This is a genomic window from Neptunitalea chrysea (genome assembly GCF_027924145.1).
In the GTDB taxonomy this organism is placed as follows: Bacteria; Bacteroidota; Bacteroidia; order Flavobacteriales; family Flavobacteriaceae; genus Neptunitalea; species Neptunitalea chrysea.
Genome location: NZ_BRVP01000011.1, coordinates 113977 through 132197, shown reverse-complemented (window position 1 = coordinate 132197; position 18221 = coordinate 113977). Strand labels below are relative to the sequence as shown.

The window sequence follows — 18221 nt, the reverse complement described above, 5'->3', positions numbered from 1 at the left end:
TAAATATAAAAAAAGCATCCAAATATTGGATGCTTTCTATTATTATAAAACCTAAATAGGTTAATTATTATGCTAACATTGTAACTGGGTTTTCAACAAAGGCTTTAAGCGTTTGTAAAAATTGTGCTCCGGTAGCACCATCAACCGTTCTGTGATCACATGCTAAAGTAACTTTCATAGTTTTTCCAACTACAATAGCTCCATTTTTAACTACTGGTTTTTCAACAATAGCACCAACAGACAAGATAGCTGAGTTAGGTTGGTTAATGATAGAAGTAAACTCTTCTATACCAAACATACCTAAGTTAGATACTGTAAACGTACTTCCATCCATTTCTGCAGGAGTAAGTTTTTTGTTTCTAGCTTTACCAGCAAGTTCTTTTACTTTAGATCCGATTTGAGTAAGACTCATTTCGTTCGTAAATTTAAGAACAGGTACAACTAAACCATCCTCTACAGCAACCGCTACACCAACATGAATATGTTGATTGTAAACAGTAACATCATCTTTCCATGATGTATTTATTTGAGGATGCTTTTTAAGCGCCATTGCACACGCCTTAACTACCATATCATTAAATGACACTTTGGTATCTGGCAATGTATTAATTTGACCTCTAGAAGCTATTGCTTGTTCCATATCTAACTCTACAGTTAAATAGTAGTGAGGTGCAGTAAATTTAGATTCACCTAAACGCTTGGCAATAGTTTTTCTCATTTGAGAATTCTTAACCTCTTCTACACGCTCTTCACCTGCAGGCACAAATGGCATTGCAGCAGTGGTAGCAGCAGCAGGAGCTTCAGCTTTAGGTGCAGCAGCAGCAGCAACTGGAGCTTTATAATTCTCAATATCTCTTCTTACTATTCTTCCTTGATCTCCTGAACCAGTTACAGTCGAAAGATCAATTCCCTTATCAGCAGCCATTTTCTTAGCCAATGGAGAAGCAAATACTCTACCACCTGTAGTGGCAGCAGGAGCATCAACAGGAGCTGACTCAGTTTTTGCAGCAGCAGGAGTCTCAGTAGCCTCAGCATTTGCAGGAGTAGCTTTTGCAGCACCACCTTTAACAGCAGCCATAACAGCATCTTTATCTGTACCTTCAGGACCAATAATTGCTAATAAAGAATCTACAGGTGCAGAACCACCTTCTTCAATACCAATATATACTAATACCCCAGAGTAAAAACACTCAAACTCCATTGTAGCCTTATCGGTTTCAATTTCAGCAAGAATATCACCTTCCTCTACAGCATCACCTTCTTTCTTCAACCAAGTAGCAACAGTACCTTCAGTCATGGTATCACTAAGCCTTGGCATAGTAACTACCTCAACACCTTCAGGTAACTCAGCGCTTCCACCAGAAGAAACTTCTTCTTTTTTTTCTTCTACTGCTTCAGTTTTAGTATCTGCAGCAGGAGCACCTCCACTAATTAACGAAGAAACATCCTCTCCTTCTTCACCTATAATAGCTAATAATGTATCTACAGGAGAAGTTCCTCCTTCTTCAACACCAATATACAATAAAACACCAGCGTTGAAAGATTCAAACTCCATAGTGGCTTTATCTGTTTCTATTTCAGCAAGGATATCACCTTCTTCTATTTTATCTCCAACTTGTTTTAGCCATTTTGCAACGGTACCCTCTTCCATGGTATCGCTCAAGCGAGGCATATTTACAATTTCTGCCATTTCTTATTATAATTTATGAGGTAAAAAAGGATAATTTTCTTGATCGTACACTACGTTATACATCAAATCAAGTTCTGGGAACGGAGACTCTTCAGCAAATTTCTCACATTCTTTAACCAAATCTTTAACGCCTTTATCTATTGCTTTAATCTCTTCCTCTGTAGCGTATTCTTTCTCTTTAATTACATCAAGAACTTGAGTAATCGGATCTATTTTTTTATACTCTTCTACTTCGTCTTTAGTACGGTAATGTTGCGCATCAGACATAGAGTGCCCTCTATAACGATATGTTTTCATTTCTAGGAATGTTGGTCCTTCACCACTTCTGGCTCTTTCAACAGCTTCGCTAATTGCTTCAGCTACTTTTACAGGATTCATACCATCTACAGGCCCACATGGCATTTCATACCCTAAACCTAATTTCCAAATTTCTTCATGGTTTGCAGTTCTAGATACTGCTGTACCCATTGCGTACCCATTATTCTCACAAATAAATACTACAGGTAATTTCCAGTTCATTGCCATGTTAAAAGTTTCGTGTAACGAACCTTGACGAACTGCACCATCTCCCATGTAACACAAAGTAACACCTCCGGTTTCAAAATACTTATCTGCAAACGCTAATCCAGCTCCTAGAGGAATTTGCCCTCCTACAATACCGTGACCACCGTAAAAGTTATGCTCTTTAGAAAAGATGTGCATTGACCCACCTAAACCATTAGACGTACCAGTTGCTTTACCATAAAGCTCAGCCATTACTTTACGAGGATCAACTCCCATACCAATTGGCTGTACGTGATTACGGTAAGCTGTTATCAACTTATCCTTAGTAGGATCTATTGCATGCAAGGTTCCCGCTAAAACGGCTTCTTGCCCATTATACAAATGGAGAAATCCTCTAACTTTTTGTTGAATATATACAGCAGCAAGTTTGTCTTCAAACTTTCTCCAGAAAAGCATGTCTTCATACCATTTAAGGTAAACTTCCTTGGTTACTTTTTTCATGTGTTATCAAATAATTTCTTGAATAGATATCGTTTTCAATTTCAAAGGCTAAATTTAAACTATTAAGTTCAAAATAAAGAATAATTCCATATTTTAATTAGCTCCTGAAAAAGTTGCGGTAGCAAAATTACTATTTTACTAGTTAAGAAGAAAAAAAGAAAGGAGGTTTTATAGTATATTTTTACAAGAATTTAAATTTTCTATAAAAAAATAACAAAATTATAGCTGAGAACCATCAAACATCAACGGAAGTAAATCACTGATAGAATTAGCCTTATATACAACCCCATATTCTCCCATAAAATAAATCTCAATTGACTTAGCTTGTTTCACCTCATATTCAGCAATAGCTTGCCTACATGCACCACAGGGCGGTACAGGTGTAGTTACAGGATTATCTAAAGAAGTAGCCGTTATTGCCATTAAGCTAACTTCTTCTTTTGGATATTGAGCACCGGCATGATAAATTGCTACACGTTCTGCACACAAACCTGAAGGATACGCTGCATTCTCTTGGTTATTACCGGTAACAATAACATCATTACTCAACAAAAGAGCAGCTCCTACCTGAAATCTCGAGTAAGGAGCATATGCCTTTTTTCTTATATCAATCGCCATAGTCATGAGCCTCTGAATATTCTCGGGAAGACCATTCACTGAATCATAAACCTCTAAAGTGGCGCTTATCTGAAATTTTTTCAAATTATTCCAATATTCTAATACTCATCATATTCATCTCCAAAGTTCAGCGTTAATGAGAAACGCAATGTATTCTCTAAAGGATTTCTAACTTTCGATGCTGAGAACAAATATGATAAATCTACTTTAATTACATTATAGGTAAAACCAGCTCCTATAGTAAAGAACTTTCTAGCTCCTTTATCTTGCGATTCGTTAAAATAACCAGCACGTAACGCAAAAGCATCCATATAGGTATATTCAGCACCTAAAGCCCAAGTAACCTCTTTCAATTCCTCTTTCATTCCTCCCGGAGCATCATGAAACGACTGGAACATCCCAGATACAAAGCTAACATCGTCATCCATCCCTGAAATCACAACATCACTCTCTACCACATCCCCTAAATCATCTGTATCTTCATCGTAAACTCCATTATCATTATTATCCACATACTCATATTCGTTCCCTCTAATTGGTGGCGTTGGCACCAATAACTTATTAAACTCTGCAGCAACAGATAATCTAGAATACGAATCAAATATAAAATCGAACCCTGCACCTAGCTTTAAGTTTGTTGGCAAAAAGCTATCATAATCATCAGATAAACTTTCATCATACTTAATAGGAGGCCCTATATTAGCTACAGCAAAACCAGCTCTCCATCTTCCATCATAATTATCATAAGCTATTTCTTCTGTTTGAAAATACCCCGACACATCCACTGCAAAACTATTCGCTGCTCTTGCATCAATTCCTTCAGAAGGAATTTTTAAGTTTGAACTTAAAAACCTACCTGTCACACCCATTGAGTAACGATCTGTAAGTCTTAATATATATGACGCATCTATCGCTAACTCATTTGGACGCTCAACACCCTGAGAAACAATATCGTTCCCAACTTGCTCAGTAAATTCAATATCTCCTAAACTAAAATATTTTAAACCAAATGCCCACGCACTATGCTCACTTATTCTATTATAAAAAGTAAGATTCATCAACGCTATATCATTCACTAATGAACTAAGGTATGGTGTATAACTAACTCCTACCCCCATTTGCTTTTCAATAAAACCATATTTAGATGGGTTCCATTGCTGAGAATACGCATCAGGACTTGTAGCCACCCCCATTTCCCCCATACCTCCGGCTCTTGCATCAGAAGCAATCATTAAAAAAGGAACCCCTGTTGTAATAACACGAGTATCGTACGTATAAGGAATTAACGTAGTAGGATTCTGAGAAAAAGCCTTAAAAACGAATAAACCCAGAACAAACGTAGATATAATTTTTTTCATTTAAGTCTAAAAATTTTAACAAATATAACTCTTAATTACAGTATGACAAGTTTTTCATATTTTTCTGCAACCTTATTAGATAACGTAGATTTTACCGTTATCTTATACACATACACACCTTTTCCTATTTTATCCCCAAAATCATCTCTACCATCCCAGGTAATATCCCTAGACAAGTAGCCCTCGGTGGTAATTGTCTGATTATGCGTCCACACCAATTTACCAGAAACAGTAAACACCTGAATTTGCACATCTAGTGGCTCATACGGCTTGTTATGCTGAAACCAAAATTCGGTGTAACTCACAAAAGGATTTGGGTAATTAAGTACTTTCTCCAATTTCATTTCATCATCATCAATAACCACAAACTGAATTTCCGCCGTTCCAGAGTTATTATAAGTATCCCATGCTTTTACCGTTAAGGTATGCAAGCCCGGCTCCAAATCGCTAAATGGAAAATTAACCACCCCATTAGTATAGACATCTAATTCGGTTTCGTAATAATCGTTCAACACATATGGATTCAACTCATCTCCATCTAAAATCGCAATTATATCATGTCCAATACCACTAGAGGTATTAATCCCATTCTCATCTTCCATATATGCCAATAGTATCGGTGACTGATTTGTCATTCCTCCGTACAAGAAATTTTCATCATTCATATATAAGGTAACTTCAGGACCATCATTATCTGAAGCAGCCTCTTCATTTAAACCTCCCACCAATATATCTGTACTATACCCTGTTTTATCTTCAGTCAAATCATCATTAGTTACATAAAAACTCACACGACCATTAGCAACAGGCATCAGCGCGTCTCTTGGCACTACAAACTCAAACTCAAAAACACCATTAGCAACAGTAGCCTTCCCTCTAAAAAGAACCTCTCCCAAAATTTCAAAGTTCATTTTATAAGGCTCATTGGTCACAGTATCAACAATAATACCATCATTCCCTAGAGTAGTTCGTTCTATATTTTTATCATACACAGTGGCATATACAATACCAGAATATGAACTCATTAAGGTTCCGGCTGCATTTACAACATTTCCTTTTAGCGTTACCGTACTTAACGCCTTCAAGGTATCCGTTGCCTGAGATACTGCAACACCATTAATATGCGTTAAATTAACCTGAGGTTTAGGTATCGCCAAATACAAAGCAGGATCTCCGATATAAGAAACCACCCTTTTTTGAATATCTGTACCAAAAGAAGAACTATTCTTTGCCAACCTTAAAGACTCCCCCATAGTTACATAATCAGTAGACCCATATGAAAATAGGTTTTCTGCTATAACATTATTATACTTATTACCGTTATCTACATAAATCTCTCTTGTAGTAGTAATTAAAGATATCACACCTCCATCTGCATTCCAATACGTATACTCTCCTGCAGTAGTTCTGGAAGGATTATCAAACCTCGAAAAATCACAAGTTACGGTAATCATCATAGGATATTTATATTCATTATCCAAAGCTTTTGCATCCGCAGTTTGAAAAATACGTTCACTAGACAACCCATCTTCTCCTCCATGCCCAAAGTAACTCACTACCAAAGCTCCCAATTCAATTTTACTCAAAAACTCTTCTTTAGCATCTGGATACCTTTCCCCTCCTGCCGAAGTTTCCTGAACATAAGCATCGGTATGTATTTTTTCTAAGTTAAAAAAAGGTTTCGCAGCATAAATCTCATCTCCTAATTCATTGTGATCGCTTTCTATTACCGTTTCCCAACTTTTATCTACATCATCAGAAAGCAAAATGATATTATTTCTCCACTTCCCATAGGAATCTTTAGCAGCGTATTGTTCAATTTTATTTACCATATCTGAAGCTTGGTGCACATCATCTACCACAATTCTACCTACAGCCACATCAAGTAAATCATTTCCTTCTACCAAACCTTCATCCTCGTCCATCATACCATAAAAGTCATCCGTACAAATAGACGTAGTTAAACTAAAACTTGGATAAGAATGATACAAGGGAACAAAATTGGTATTACCGCTAGTAATATCCTTATAGTCGTAAGAACCGTCACCAAACATACATAGATATTTTACACGCTCACTTTCTGAAGTTGCATTCATATAGACATATCTTACCAGATTACGAATAGCACCAATATCCTGATTTCCAGTACTAAATTCATCATATACCTCTTGCAAGTCTACCACTTTTACATTTAAACCTGAATACTCTCTATGAAAACTCGCCAAACGCTCAGCCTGACTTTTAAACACATCGGGGGTAAATATCATATAATCAACACCATCACTATTACCAAACTCATCAGTAAACATCTCTGCTTTTAGATTCTGATTACCAACTTTCTTATCGGAAGAATTAATTGACGGACTTTTATAACCTAGTTTATCTACCGCTACGTACTTACGTTGCTCCCCCATAGCAACATCAAAACTAAAGTTTCCGCTACCATCTGTATTTTCATAATAAGACACATTATACATATCTGTAACATCCCAAACCATAGCTATATTAGATGAATTAGTAAAAGTATATGAAGCTACACCAGACATACTAGCAGCAGCTTTATAGGTAAACGGAAATTGCTCTCCCCTACCAGCAAGTAAACGTTTCGACTCTACAGTAATATAATCTAAATAACCTAAAGAGGTTGGCAACCCTCCTCCATTATAAGTCAAAGCAACAACAACATCTTCTGAAGACACATTCACATCAGCATATTTTAACCCGATAGATTTAGAACCATTCGGAGCACTAGAATCCTGCGTAGCGTACGACGTACTTTCACTACTCAACAAATGAAAAGTTAAAGTACTCACATCGCTTCCGTTTACACTAACTGTCATGGTTGTTTGCACAGTGGAAGACCCAGCTGCTTTAACCCCCACCCTTACAGGCTCACTAGTCACCAAGTTTTCTATTTCAAACTCAGCATCTGTATCCGCATTAAATATTTCACCAAACCAACGCCTCCCCAACTTCACAATACTATACTCATCTTCTTCATGATATTGGTAATCATCATACATTGTTATCACCTGCGATGCAGCCATTGAAGGAGTAGTAGCAACTTGCAGCCGCTCCCCATAATCACCATCATACGTTATATAATAATAGACAATGTCGTTAAATAAATTATTGTTAGTTTGACTATCTTCATTAAACTCATGAGGTCCTGTAGCATAAAACAAAATATAATCATTTGAGTCAAAACTACCATCTTCCTCACCACGCACCATTATAGGTATTTGAGGTAAATCGAAATATTGGTTCTCTGAATTAAGTAAAGGCAACATATCGCCTCCGTACCCATACACCTTTATAGTTCTAGGATCAACATTAGACACATTTATACCAAGAGAAGATAAAAACTGGCGGTTAATTCTAAACACTCCAGATTCCTCTACATAAAATTTATACCAATCACCTGTAGCTAACACAGAATTCGTTAAAGTAGGCACATCAAACAATTTAGCATTTGAAAAACCCCCATAAGAATAAGCAATATCAATCGACTTCACTCGTCTAATAACACCATCATTATACACAATCGGATTAAATGTTAAAAAAGTATGCCATGCATTCCTTGCTTTTGTAGAATGCAGCACAGGATCCAACTCATCGTACAATTGAGAAACATCTAACCCATAAAGCTCTTCCTTAGTTAAAGACTCATAAACCACATTGCTTATCTGTAAACTTTCAGGATTTACTTTTTGAGTATCTATCCAATGATATTTAAACCACTCCCTGCCATCTTCATACACCATATACTGTGAATCAAAATAAGGAATGGTCACAGAAGAATCACTAGTTTTCTTTTGTTTCACGCCCCCCCAACCCAAATCAAAGTGCTGTTGCTGGGCCATCATCAAACCTGAAAACAATAAAATTATACTAAAGAAAAAATTTTTCATGAACTAAAAACGTCATTTAACTACTTATCGTATGGCAAATATTAAAATTATTATAAAATTTCGTAGACTCAAAATAATAATAATTCAATATAATCGTTAAATGCAATACCAACTGATAATAGTTTAGGCTTTACAATGTAATTTTTTTAAAAAAAATTGATTATTAGCAGTTAATTACTATATTGCGAACGATTTTAGATAACCATAATCCGATAACATGAGAATGCAATCAATTAAATTTTTTCTACTTGCTTTAGCAGTTTCTGCATTTACGGTAAGCTGCAAAAAGTCTTCTGCAAAAGGCGATATTTCTAGAGCGACTGGATGGACAATTAATGACAAAGATGGAGGTTTTCAGTATAATACAAGTTATACCGAACAAGAAGCCGCACCAGGACTTGTCTTTGTTGAAGGAGGTACCTTTACTATGGGTAAAGTTCAAGACGACGTAATGCACGACTGGAACAACACCCCTAACCAACAGCACGTTCAATCTTTTTATATGGACGAAACTGAGGTTACAAACCTTATGTACCTTGAGTATTTAGATTGGATTAAGCGTATGTATCCTCCAAGTGAGGAAAACTATAAAAATATCTATGTAGGTGCTTTACCTGATACATTAGTATGGAGAAGCCCTCTTGGATTTAACGAAAACATGACTAACAACTACCTAAGACACCCGTCTTATGCAGAATACCCAGTTGTTGGTGTTAACTGGCTTCAAGCTGTTGAATTCTCTAAATGGAGAACTGACCGAGTAAACGAAGCTAAATTAGTTAATGAAGGATATCTTTCTGAAGATGTTATGAATCCTAGTGAAGAAGAAGAAGGAGGAAAAAGCGTTGGGTTCAGTACTCAAACCTACTTAAACACTCCAGATCAAACTTACGGTGGAGCTATCGACACACTTCAAGGGAGAAGACAAGGTAGAAATGATTCAGTTCCTGTTTTTGCTAAAAAAGAAAGTGGAGCGCTTTTACCTGAATATAGACTACCTACTGAAGCTGAATGGGAGTATGCTGCTATTGCATTAAACGGCTTAAGAGAGTATAACAACATTAGAGGTAGAAAGAAATACCCATGGTCTGGTGAATACACTAGAACAGGACAAAAAAGCACCAGAGGTGACCAGTTAGCTAACTTTAAGCAAGGTAAAGGTGACTACGGTGGAATTGCAGGATGGTCTGATGACCGTGCAGATATTACCAACCAAGTAAAATCTTACCCTCCAAATGACTTTGGTTTATACGACATGGCTGGTAACGTTGCTGAGTGGGTTGCTGATATCTACAGACCTATTGTAGATGACCAAGCAAATGACTTTAACTACTTCCGTGGTAATGTTTATAATAAAAACCAAATTGGCGAAGATGGTAAAGTTGTTGTAACAACTGACGCTAACATTCAGTATGACACACTTCCAACAGGACAAATTATAGCAACTACACTTCCTGGAGAAATTGCTAAAGAAGAAGTTGGTATTGAGCAAACGTACTTAAGAACCAACTACACTAAAGCAGACAACAGAAACTACAGAGATGGTGACCCTGCTTCTACAAGATACTACAGCCAGTTTGCTGACACAGAGGACGCAGATGATACAGAAGCTGCAAAATTTGAAATGTACAACTCTCCTAAAGGAAAGGTTACTTCTGATAATGAAGGCGAGTTAGCTAGATTATATGACAAATCTAACAACAGAACTACATTAATAGACAATAACGCGAGAGTTTACAAGGGAGGTTCTTGGAAAGACAGAGCTTATTGGTTAGACCCAGCTCAACGTAGATACTACCCAGAGTACTTATCAACAAATTATATCGGATTTAGATGTGCTATGTCTAGAGTAGGTGCAAAATCTACTAACGGTGGTAAAAAGACAAGAAATTAAGATTACCAAAATATTTTTTAAAAAAGCTCTGATGTACATCAGAGCTTTTTTTATTTTAGAGGTTTCCAAATACACATTACAATGGACATAGCAAATCTCTATACACTTTTTCTAAAATCGGACGGTATTTCTACCGACACGAGAAAAATTACTCCTAACTGCCTTTTCTTTGCTCTTAAAGGCGACAACTTCAACGGCAACGCCTATGCAGCAGAAGCACTTAAACAAGGCGCCTTAGCCGCTATTATTGACGAAAGCAAACACCACAACACAACAGAAACAATACTTGTTTCAGACAGCCTTAAAACCCTTCAGGATCTAGCTAATTACCACAGAAAACAATTGGGTACTAAAATTATCTCCTTAACTGGGAGTAATGGAAAAACTACCACCAAAGAGCTTATTAAGTCAGTATTAGAAACCACTTACAAAACAACAGCCACGCAAGGCAATTTAAACAACCATATAGGAGTACCATTAACATTACTATCAATACAACCTGAAACCGAATTTGCAGTAGTAGAAATGGGCGCTAATCACTTAAAGGAAATTGAATTCTTATGTTCCATAGCAGAACCCGATTACGGCTATATCACCAACTTTGGAAAAGCACATTTAGAAGGTTTCGGATCTTTAGAAGGTGTAGTTAAAGGAAAAAGCGAACTATATAACTTTTTGAAAAAACACAGCAAAACTATTTTTTACAATGCAGACGATGAAAAACAAAGCCACATCTTAAGAGACTACTCTCGCAAATACAGCTACAGCCTAACAAATAACAAATCAGACATAACACTCACACCACTAAAAAATGCCGAAAACGCTGCTTTAGTGTATTTAAATAATAAAATACACTCCCATCTTACAGGCAGTTACAACTTACCAAATATAGCCGCAGCTATAACGATTGGATCCATTTTAAACATAACTCCCGAAAATATAAAAAAAGGGATTGAAACATACATCCCCAGCAATAATAGGTCACAAATTTTAAAAGCAAACTCTAATACCATCATACTAGACGCTTACAACGCCAACCCTACCAGCATTACCGCCGCATTAGACAACTTAAAATCTATGAACACAGAAAACACCGTGGTAATACTAGGCGATATGTTTGAACTAGGCTTAGAAAGCCTAAAAGAACATCAACACATTGTTGATTACACCAAGCAACTAGATCTTAAAAACCTTATTACATTAGGTCATAATTTTTACCAAACAAATAGCACTCACCCTAAATTTACAGAATACACCGCATTAAAAGAACATATCAATTCAATCAAAATAGAAAATAGTACTATTTTAATAAAAGGATCTCGAGGAATGCAAATGGAACGATTATTAGAGCTTTTCTAAAATAAAAAAAGCTTCAACGTTTGTTGAAGCTTTTTCTTTGTGGGCCCTACTGGATTCGAACCAGTGACCCCCTGCTTGTAAGGCAGGTGCTCTAAACCAACTGAGCTAAGAGCCCGATTAAACAATAAGATCTTCGAGTTTCGAGAAACTTGTGGGCCCTACTGGATTCGAACCAGTGACCCCCTGCTTGTAAGGCAGGTGCTCTAAACCAACTGAGCTAAGAGCCCTTATTGCTTAATGCGGATGCAAATATATAACAGTTTTTAAATCTCACAAAAATTAAACTCACTTTTTTCAAATAATTTCTGCCACCACAAAATTACTCCCTCCAACAAATATAAAATCATCTTCCTTAGCTGCTTCAAAAGCAGCACTATACGCAGCTTGTACCGAATTATAGGACTCCCCAAAAAGAGTAAACTTTTTTGCTTGTTGTTGCAATTCTATCTCAGATATTGCTCTTTTCGTATCTGGCTTTGTAAAATAATACACTGCATCCTTAGGCAACATAGCCAAAACACCTTGTATTTCTTTTTCCTGAACAAAACCTAACACCATATGTAATCTATTATATTCTTCCACATTTAACTGCTCAATCACATAGGCCATCCCCTCTTTATTATGTCCTGTATCGCAAACAACTTTAGGACTTGCATGTAGCACCTGCCACCTACCCATTAAACCCGTATTCTTAACAACATTAGCTAGGCCATCAACAATATTTTCTTCCACTACACAGAAAGCCCCCTGCAACACTTTAATAACAGCCAAAACTCCTTTAATATTCCTCTCTTGATAACTCCCCGTAAGATCTAATACATAGTCTTTAAATAATTGTTCTGAAGCATACACTATTTTGGTATGCTTATCCTTTGCAACAGCTTCAAAAACAAGTGCCGTTTCCGACTGATATTCGCTCACTACACAAGGAACACCTTCTTTAATAATACCACCCTTCTCAAAAGCTATTTTTTCGTACGTACCGCCAAGTATATCGGTATGATCCAAACCTATATTAGTAATTAAAGAAACCTCTGGTATAATTACATTCGTACAATCTAACCTTCCCCCAAGACCAACTTCAACAACAGCTACATCAACCTGTTCATCCGCAAAAAACTGAAAAGCCATCCCTGTAGTCATTTCAAAAAAAGACATTGCATTAGCCTCAAAATAAGGCTTATTTTGAGCTACAAACGAAACTACCATATCTTCCGACACAGACTTACCATTAATACGAATGCGCTCCCTAAAGTCTTTTAAATGCGGTGAAGTAAACAACCCTACCTTATACCCTGCTGACTGTAACACTGAAGCCATCATATGACTAGATGACCCTTTACCATTGGTACCCGCAACATGTATACTTTTAAATTTACGCTCTGGAGACCCCAGATAAGAACAAAACTTGACAATATTGTCAAGTTTATTATTTAATGCAGATTTACCCTGCGTTTGAAACATCGGTAATTGAGTAAACAACCAATGCAACGTTTCTTCATAATTCATTAGAAAAAAATAAGAAATCTAATTATTCGCCAAGACCAAATTTAACCACTACATACCCTATCTGACGAGCAGGTGCCTCATCATCTTTTGGCCATTTATAAGATTCAGCTATTTGCTTTGCCGGTTCTAGCAAGCAAGGTGCCTTATTGATAGTTCCTTTAATACCAGGCTCAGCCTCTACCACCTCTCCAGACCTGTTTACTACAATCTTCACCACCACAGTTCCAGACTCGTTACAGTTTTGCTTCACCTTTTTAAAAGTAGGTGTACCTCTACCACCAAGCCCCCAACCACGGCCTCCGGTACCATTACCAGGACCACCGTAATAACTAGCAGCATACGGATCTCCATTCTCCTGTCCTTTATCTCCCGGTCCATCACCGGGACCTTCTCCACCCGCAACCGTTCCATCTACTTCCTCTGCACCCTCAATAGCCGCCAGTGCACTAGCTGCATCTTTAGCAGGTTGTTGCGGCTGTGCTTTTACAGGCTCCTTAACAGGAGGCGTATCTTCTTTAGTTTCTTGAGTTTTTTCAGTTGTTGGCACTACCGGAACATCCTCTTCTTCACTTGTTAACACCTCTTCTACTTCTTCAGGAACCGGTGAAGATGGCTGTTGCGCAACTACAGGCTCAGATTTAATCTTTTCAAGAGGTTGCACATCTCCACCACCCGTATCTGTATATCCTAGATTAACCGCAATACCGTTTTCTATAGGCGGATCAAAACGAGTCATTCCCGTATAAAACATAATCAACAGCAACAATATTAATAACGTTACCGTGATAGTAAACGACTTCTTTTTATTCTTTGTATCCAGAAAACTCATACTCTCTTATTTTGGGCGCACAGCCAATATCACTTTATAACTATTCTGATTAGCTATATCCATAACAGTAACCGCATTTTCTATAGGAACCGTTTCTTCCACACGTAAAATAATAGTAGGCTTCTCCTCTCCTTTCAAAGCTACTTTTAATTCCTGCTCTAAATCGTCAGCAGAAATTTGTTTCTCATCTACAAAATACTGCAGATTCTTATTAATACTAACAGAAACATTCTGTTGTTTTGTTGTTTTACCCCTTGCTTTAGGTAATAATAAGTCTAAAGCATTAGGAGAGTTAGCCGTAAGCATAAAGAACACCAGTAACAGAAATACAATATCTGTCATAGACGACATACTAAACTCCGGACTAACTTTATTTCTTCCTCGTAACTTCATAGACGTCTTATACTGGTTCGTTTAATAAATCTAAAAACTCAACCGCATTCGCCTCCATTTGGTGAACAACTTTATCAGTTCTAACCACCAAGTGGTTATATCCAATATAAGCAACAATACCAACAATTAAACCTGCAACCGTGGTTGTCATAGCGGTATAAATACCCCCAGCTAATTGTCCCATTTCTGCTTGCCCACTGTTATTAGCCATCTCCTGAAATGCGATAATCATACCAATAACTGTACCTAAAAACCCAATCATTGGCCCAGCACCAGCAATAGTAGCTAAAACACTCACATTTTTCTCCATCTTATACACCTCAAGTGTACCCGCATTTTCAATTGCTTTATTAATATCTTCTAAAGGTTTACCTATACGCGAAACCCCTTTTTCAATCAATCTAGCCACAGGAGAATCTATACTACCACACAAAATAAGTGCAGCATCTAACTTCCCGTTAGAAATATGATCTTTAATTTGATTCATAAAATTCCCATCAATTTTTGAGGCTGCTTTAATAGCAAAAGTTCGCTCAAAATAGATAAACAATGCCACCCCAAGCATAACAAAAAGAATACCAATAATAATAACACTACTAATACCTCCGTCAAAAATTAACTGGATAATACTAAACGTTTCTTCTGTTGGAACAGCCACATCTGTTGCAGTAGCCTCCGTAATAGCCTCTTGAAAAAGTAAAAACATAGAAATTTGCAATAAGTTTTATACGTAACGTAGATTTATGATTAAAATTATGGAAAGATAGTCAAAATACCATAAAATAAAATTGCCTTTCCAAGAAACTTTTTTGATTTCCTGAAAAGGCAATTTATATGATAGTTATTACTTTTTAATTAAGCATTCAATATCAAATTCCTGATAAGGATAAAACCAATAGAACCAGAAAGAAAACCTAATAAGGCTAACCAGCTAATCTTTTTCAAGAACCATACGAAATTAATTTTCTCCATACCCATAGCAACAACCCCTGCAGCAGAACCGATAATTAACATACTACCACCTGTACCCGCAGAGAATGCAATAAAATGCCAAACAGGATCATCTGGACCCGCAGCAAACATTCCAATACTCGCTGCTACTAAAGGTACATTATCAATAACCGCAGAACCCGCACCTAACAACATTACTGTTAGATCTGATACATGCTCTCCCATAGACTCTGTACCCAACATAGGCATAGATTCATTTAAAACATCTGCAAATTGAAACAACATTCCTAAAGACTCTAAAGCAGCAACCGCTAGCAAAATTCCTAAGAAGAATAAAATACTTGGCAATTCAATCTTAGAAAGTGCATTATGTACCGGACTGTGATGTGCTGCTGCCTCACTTTCTCCATCTACGTGAGAAATAGATATTTTAGTGTTACTGTATAATTCTGCAAACGTTGCTACAACAGCTAACGCAAGCATCATTCCCATATAAGGAGGTAAGTGTGTTACCATTTTAAATACCGGAACCGAAATAATTCCAGCTAACCCCAAATAGAACATTCTAGAAGCAAACTTAGACCCCGATCCTTCTTCGTTTTCATCTACCTCTACATTCCCAGCAAAAATTTTCATTCTTGAAGCAACAAATGTTGGTACCACGAAACATAAAATAGACGGTACAAACACATGCTCTATCAACGATGGTGCAGTAACCTTATTAGCTATCCAAAGCATAGTTGTAGTAACATCTCCGATAGGAGACCAAGCACCACCAGCGTTTGCAGCAATTATAATGATACCTGCAAACCATAAGCGTAAATCTTTGTCTTTTACTAATTTTTGTAAAATTGTAATTAAAACAATAGTTGCCGTAAGGTTATCAATAATTGCAGAAAGTATAAATGCTAAAATTGAAAATATCCACAACAAGCTACGCTTCTTTTTTGTTTTAATAAACGCCTTAATAGTAGAGAAACCATCAAAATAGTCAATAATCTCTACAATTGTCATTGCCCCTAATAAAAACACAATAATTTCAGCTGTTTTACCGAGGTGATGTAATAAAATTTCATCAATATGAGTTGGCTCCAGCTCTCTGGCTTGCGCATTAACTTCGTACACCGTCATATGATCTATTCCAATAAGAGCCCATAAAACAGCCATCATAACTAATGCAGGAATCAGCTTATCGACCTTTACACTGTGTTCAAACGCAATACCTAAGTACCCTAAAACGAATACTATAATAATAATTGTTTCCATTTATAATATACTTACTAATTTATTTATACTAATTGGTTTAAGGCTATTTCAAAGGCTGTGCTACTAATTCCGGTTTTGGAAGAACTTTTAGCATACGTTTTTTCAAGTGCCCTTTTAATGGTTTCGGAGGTATCTTCAAAAATAGCCTCATCGGTCATTTCTACTCTTCTCTCCATAAAATACGCAAACACTCTTGCCATTCCACAGTTAGAAATAAAATCAGGTATTAAGCTGATTTTAGAATCGGTAAATTCCATAATCTCCCCAAAGAAAATTTCCTTATCGGCAAATGGTACATTAGCTCCACACGAAACAACCTCCAGTCCTGAATTGATAAGCGACTCAATTTGATCTCTTGTTATTAAACGAGAAGCCGCACAAGGAGCAAAAATCTCTGCTTCAAGTTTCCATACTTTCTCATTCATTTCTTCAAATGGAATTAAATTATCTGCCTGTAATGTATTTCCGTTTTTAGTTAAGAATAATTCTTTTATCTCTTCAAAAGAAAAACCTTCTTCTTTTAATATACCTCCTGCGATGTCAATAATACCAACTATTTTGGCACCCATTTGAGATAAATAATACGCTGCTGCAGACCCTACATTACCAAAACCTTGAACAATAGCTCTTTTACCTTCTATACCTCCATCGTAAATACTGTAGTAATGATGCACCGCTTCGGCAACACCATATCCGGTAATCATATCGGCTACTGTATATTTTTTATGAATATCTGGTGAAAACTGTGCATTTTCCAACACCTTTATCACTCCTTGACGTAACTGACCTATTCTATTAATCTTATCTGCCTCGGTAGGATGAAAGTGCCCGTTAAACACTCCTTCTTGAGGATGCCATACCCCACAATCTTCAGTAATCGGAATTACTTCATTAATCTCATCAACATTTAAATCTCCCCCTGTTCCATAGTAACTTTTTAATAAAGGAGAAACCGCTTTATACCATCTTTCTAAAACTCCCTTTTTTCTAGGATCCTTCGGATCAAAATTAATCCCTGACTTAGCCCCACCAATCGCCGGTCCTGAAACAGTAAACTTAACCTCCATGGTTTTTGCTAACGACAACACTTCGTTCATATCTAAACCAAGTCTCATTCGGGTACCTCCACCAGCTGCACCTCCTCTTAATGAGTTAATAACTGTCCAACCTTCGGCCTCTGTTTCTGAATCTTTCCAGTTAAATACGATTTCCGGAGCTTTCTCCTCGTACTGTTTTAGTAATTCTTTCATTTATGTTTGTTAATTACGGGAAGCAAATATAAAAAATTGTAGATGGTTTAATAATAAGAAGTGTTAAGCTTATCTATTTTATAACAATAGAATACATTTTACACAAACCATTCTTAACTATTATTTCCATGTGCAAATGTATTACTAAAGCACTGTATTTCTTTAAATAAAAATTTTAATTTACTATA

13 protein-coding genes and 2 tRNA genes are annotated in these 18221 nt (G+C 36.7%); 2 read left to right on the top strand and 13 right to left on the bottom strand.

Annotated elements, in window-relative coordinates; translation table 11 throughout:
* Window positions 1-67: 67 nt before the first annotated feature.
* The 5 genes from NBRC110019_RS09615 to porU all read right to left on the bottom strand — a co-directional run bounded on the left by NBRC110019_RS09615 (window position 68) and on the right by porU (window position 8582).
* The gene (locus NBRC110019_RS09615) at window positions 68-1690 is read right to left on the bottom strand and encodes a dihydrolipoamide acetyltransferase family protein (RefSeq protein WP_281754392.1); all 1623 of its coding nucleotides are present in this window, start codon (window positions 1688-1690) and stop codon (window positions 68-70) included.
* 6 nt (window positions 1691-1696) lie between these two features.
* Window positions 1697-2695 (bottom strand): pyruvate dehydrogenase (acetyl-transferring) E1 component subunit alpha, encoded by a 999-nt coding sequence (gene pdhA, locus NBRC110019_RS09610; protein WP_281754391.1) that lies wholly within the window; start codon window positions 2693-2695, stop codon window positions 1697-1699.
* A 219-nt stretch (window positions 2696-2914) separates the two neighbouring features.
* Complete coding sequence (cdd, locus tag NBRC110019_RS09605; protein ID WP_281754390.1) at window positions 2915-3397, bottom strand: cytidine deaminase; 483 nt, start codon at window positions 3395-3397, stop codon at window positions 2915-2917.
* A gap of 14 nt (window positions 3398-3411) precedes the next feature.
* A complete protein-coding gene (porV, locus tag NBRC110019_RS09600) occupies window positions 3412-4671 on the bottom strand; it encodes a type IX secretion system outer membrane channel protein PorV (protein ID WP_281754389.1) in 1260 nt (419 codons plus the stop codon).
* Between the two features lie 35 nt (window positions 4672-4706).
* Window positions 4707-8582, bottom strand: a complete 3876-nt coding sequence (gene porU, locus NBRC110019_RS09595; protein WP_281754388.1) for a type IX secretion system sortase PorU — start codon at window positions 8580-8582, stop codon at window positions 4707-4709.
* A gap of 217 nt (window positions 8583-8799) precedes the next feature.
* Here porU and gldJ point away from each other — a divergent pair, with 217 nt between their 5' ends.
* Together gldJ and NBRC110019_RS09585 are read left to right on the top strand one after the other, a co-directional pair.
* A complete protein-coding gene (gene gldJ, locus NBRC110019_RS09590; RefSeq protein ID WP_281754387.1) occupies window positions 8800-10476 on the top strand; it encodes a gliding motility lipoprotein GldJ in 1677 nt (558 codons plus the stop codon).
* Window positions 10477-10557: 81 nt separating this feature from the next.
* Window positions 10558-11835 (top strand): UDP-N-acetylmuramoyl-tripeptide--D-alanyl-D-alanine ligase, encoded by a 1278-nt coding sequence (locus NBRC110019_RS09585; RefSeq protein WP_281754385.1) that lies wholly within the window; start codon window positions 10558-10560, stop codon window positions 11833-11835.
* A 40-nt stretch (window positions 11836-11875) separates the two neighbouring features.
* On the opposite strand, the gene NBRC110019_RS09580 is transcribed toward NBRC110019_RS09585, so the two are convergent.
* The 8 genes from NBRC110019_RS09580 to NBRC110019_RS09545 all read right to left on the bottom strand — a co-directional run bounded on the left by NBRC110019_RS09580 (window position 11876) and on the right by NBRC110019_RS09545 (window position 18033).
* Window positions 11876-11950, bottom strand: a tRNA-Val gene (locus NBRC110019_RS09580).
* A gap of 37 nt (window positions 11951-11987) precedes the next feature.
* A tRNA-Val gene (locus NBRC110019_RS09575) sits at window positions 11988-12062 on the bottom strand.
* A 67-nt stretch (window positions 12063-12129) separates the two neighbouring features.
* A complete protein-coding gene (locus NBRC110019_RS09570; RefSeq protein WP_281754383.1) occupies window positions 12130-13344 on the bottom strand; it encodes a bifunctional folylpolyglutamate synthase/dihydrofolate synthase in 1215 nt (404 codons plus the stop codon).
* 22 nt (window positions 13345-13366) lie between these two features.
* On the bottom strand, window positions 13367-14173 hold the full coding sequence (locus NBRC110019_RS09565; RefSeq protein ID WP_281754381.1) for an energy transducer TonB: 807 nt from the start codon (window positions 14171-14173) through the stop codon (window positions 13367-13369).
* A gap of 6 nt (window positions 14174-14179) precedes the next feature.
* Window positions 14180-14566 carry an ExbD/TolR family protein gene (locus NBRC110019_RS09560; RefSeq protein WP_281754379.1) on the bottom strand — a complete coding sequence of 129 codons (387 nt, stop codon included), beginning with the start codon at window positions 14564-14566 and terminating at the stop codon, window positions 14180-14182.
* A gap of 7 nt (window positions 14567-14573) precedes the next feature.
* A complete protein-coding gene (locus NBRC110019_RS09555; protein ID WP_281754377.1) occupies window positions 14574-15272 on the bottom strand; it encodes a MotA/TolQ/ExbB proton channel family protein in 699 nt (232 codons plus the stop codon).
* Window positions 15273-15421: 149 nt separating this feature from the next.
* Complete coding sequence (gene nhaD, locus NBRC110019_RS09550; RefSeq protein ID WP_281754375.1) at window positions 15422-16783, bottom strand: sodium:proton antiporter NhaD; 1362 nt, start codon at window positions 16781-16783, stop codon at window positions 15422-15424.
* A 23-nt stretch (window positions 16784-16806) separates the two neighbouring features.
* Complete coding sequence (locus tag NBRC110019_RS09545) at window positions 16807-18033, bottom strand: Glu/Leu/Phe/Val dehydrogenase dimerization domain-containing protein (RefSeq protein ID WP_281754373.1); 1227 nt, start codon at window positions 18031-18033, stop codon at window positions 16807-16809.
* Window positions 18034-18221 lie beyond the last annotated feature (188 nt).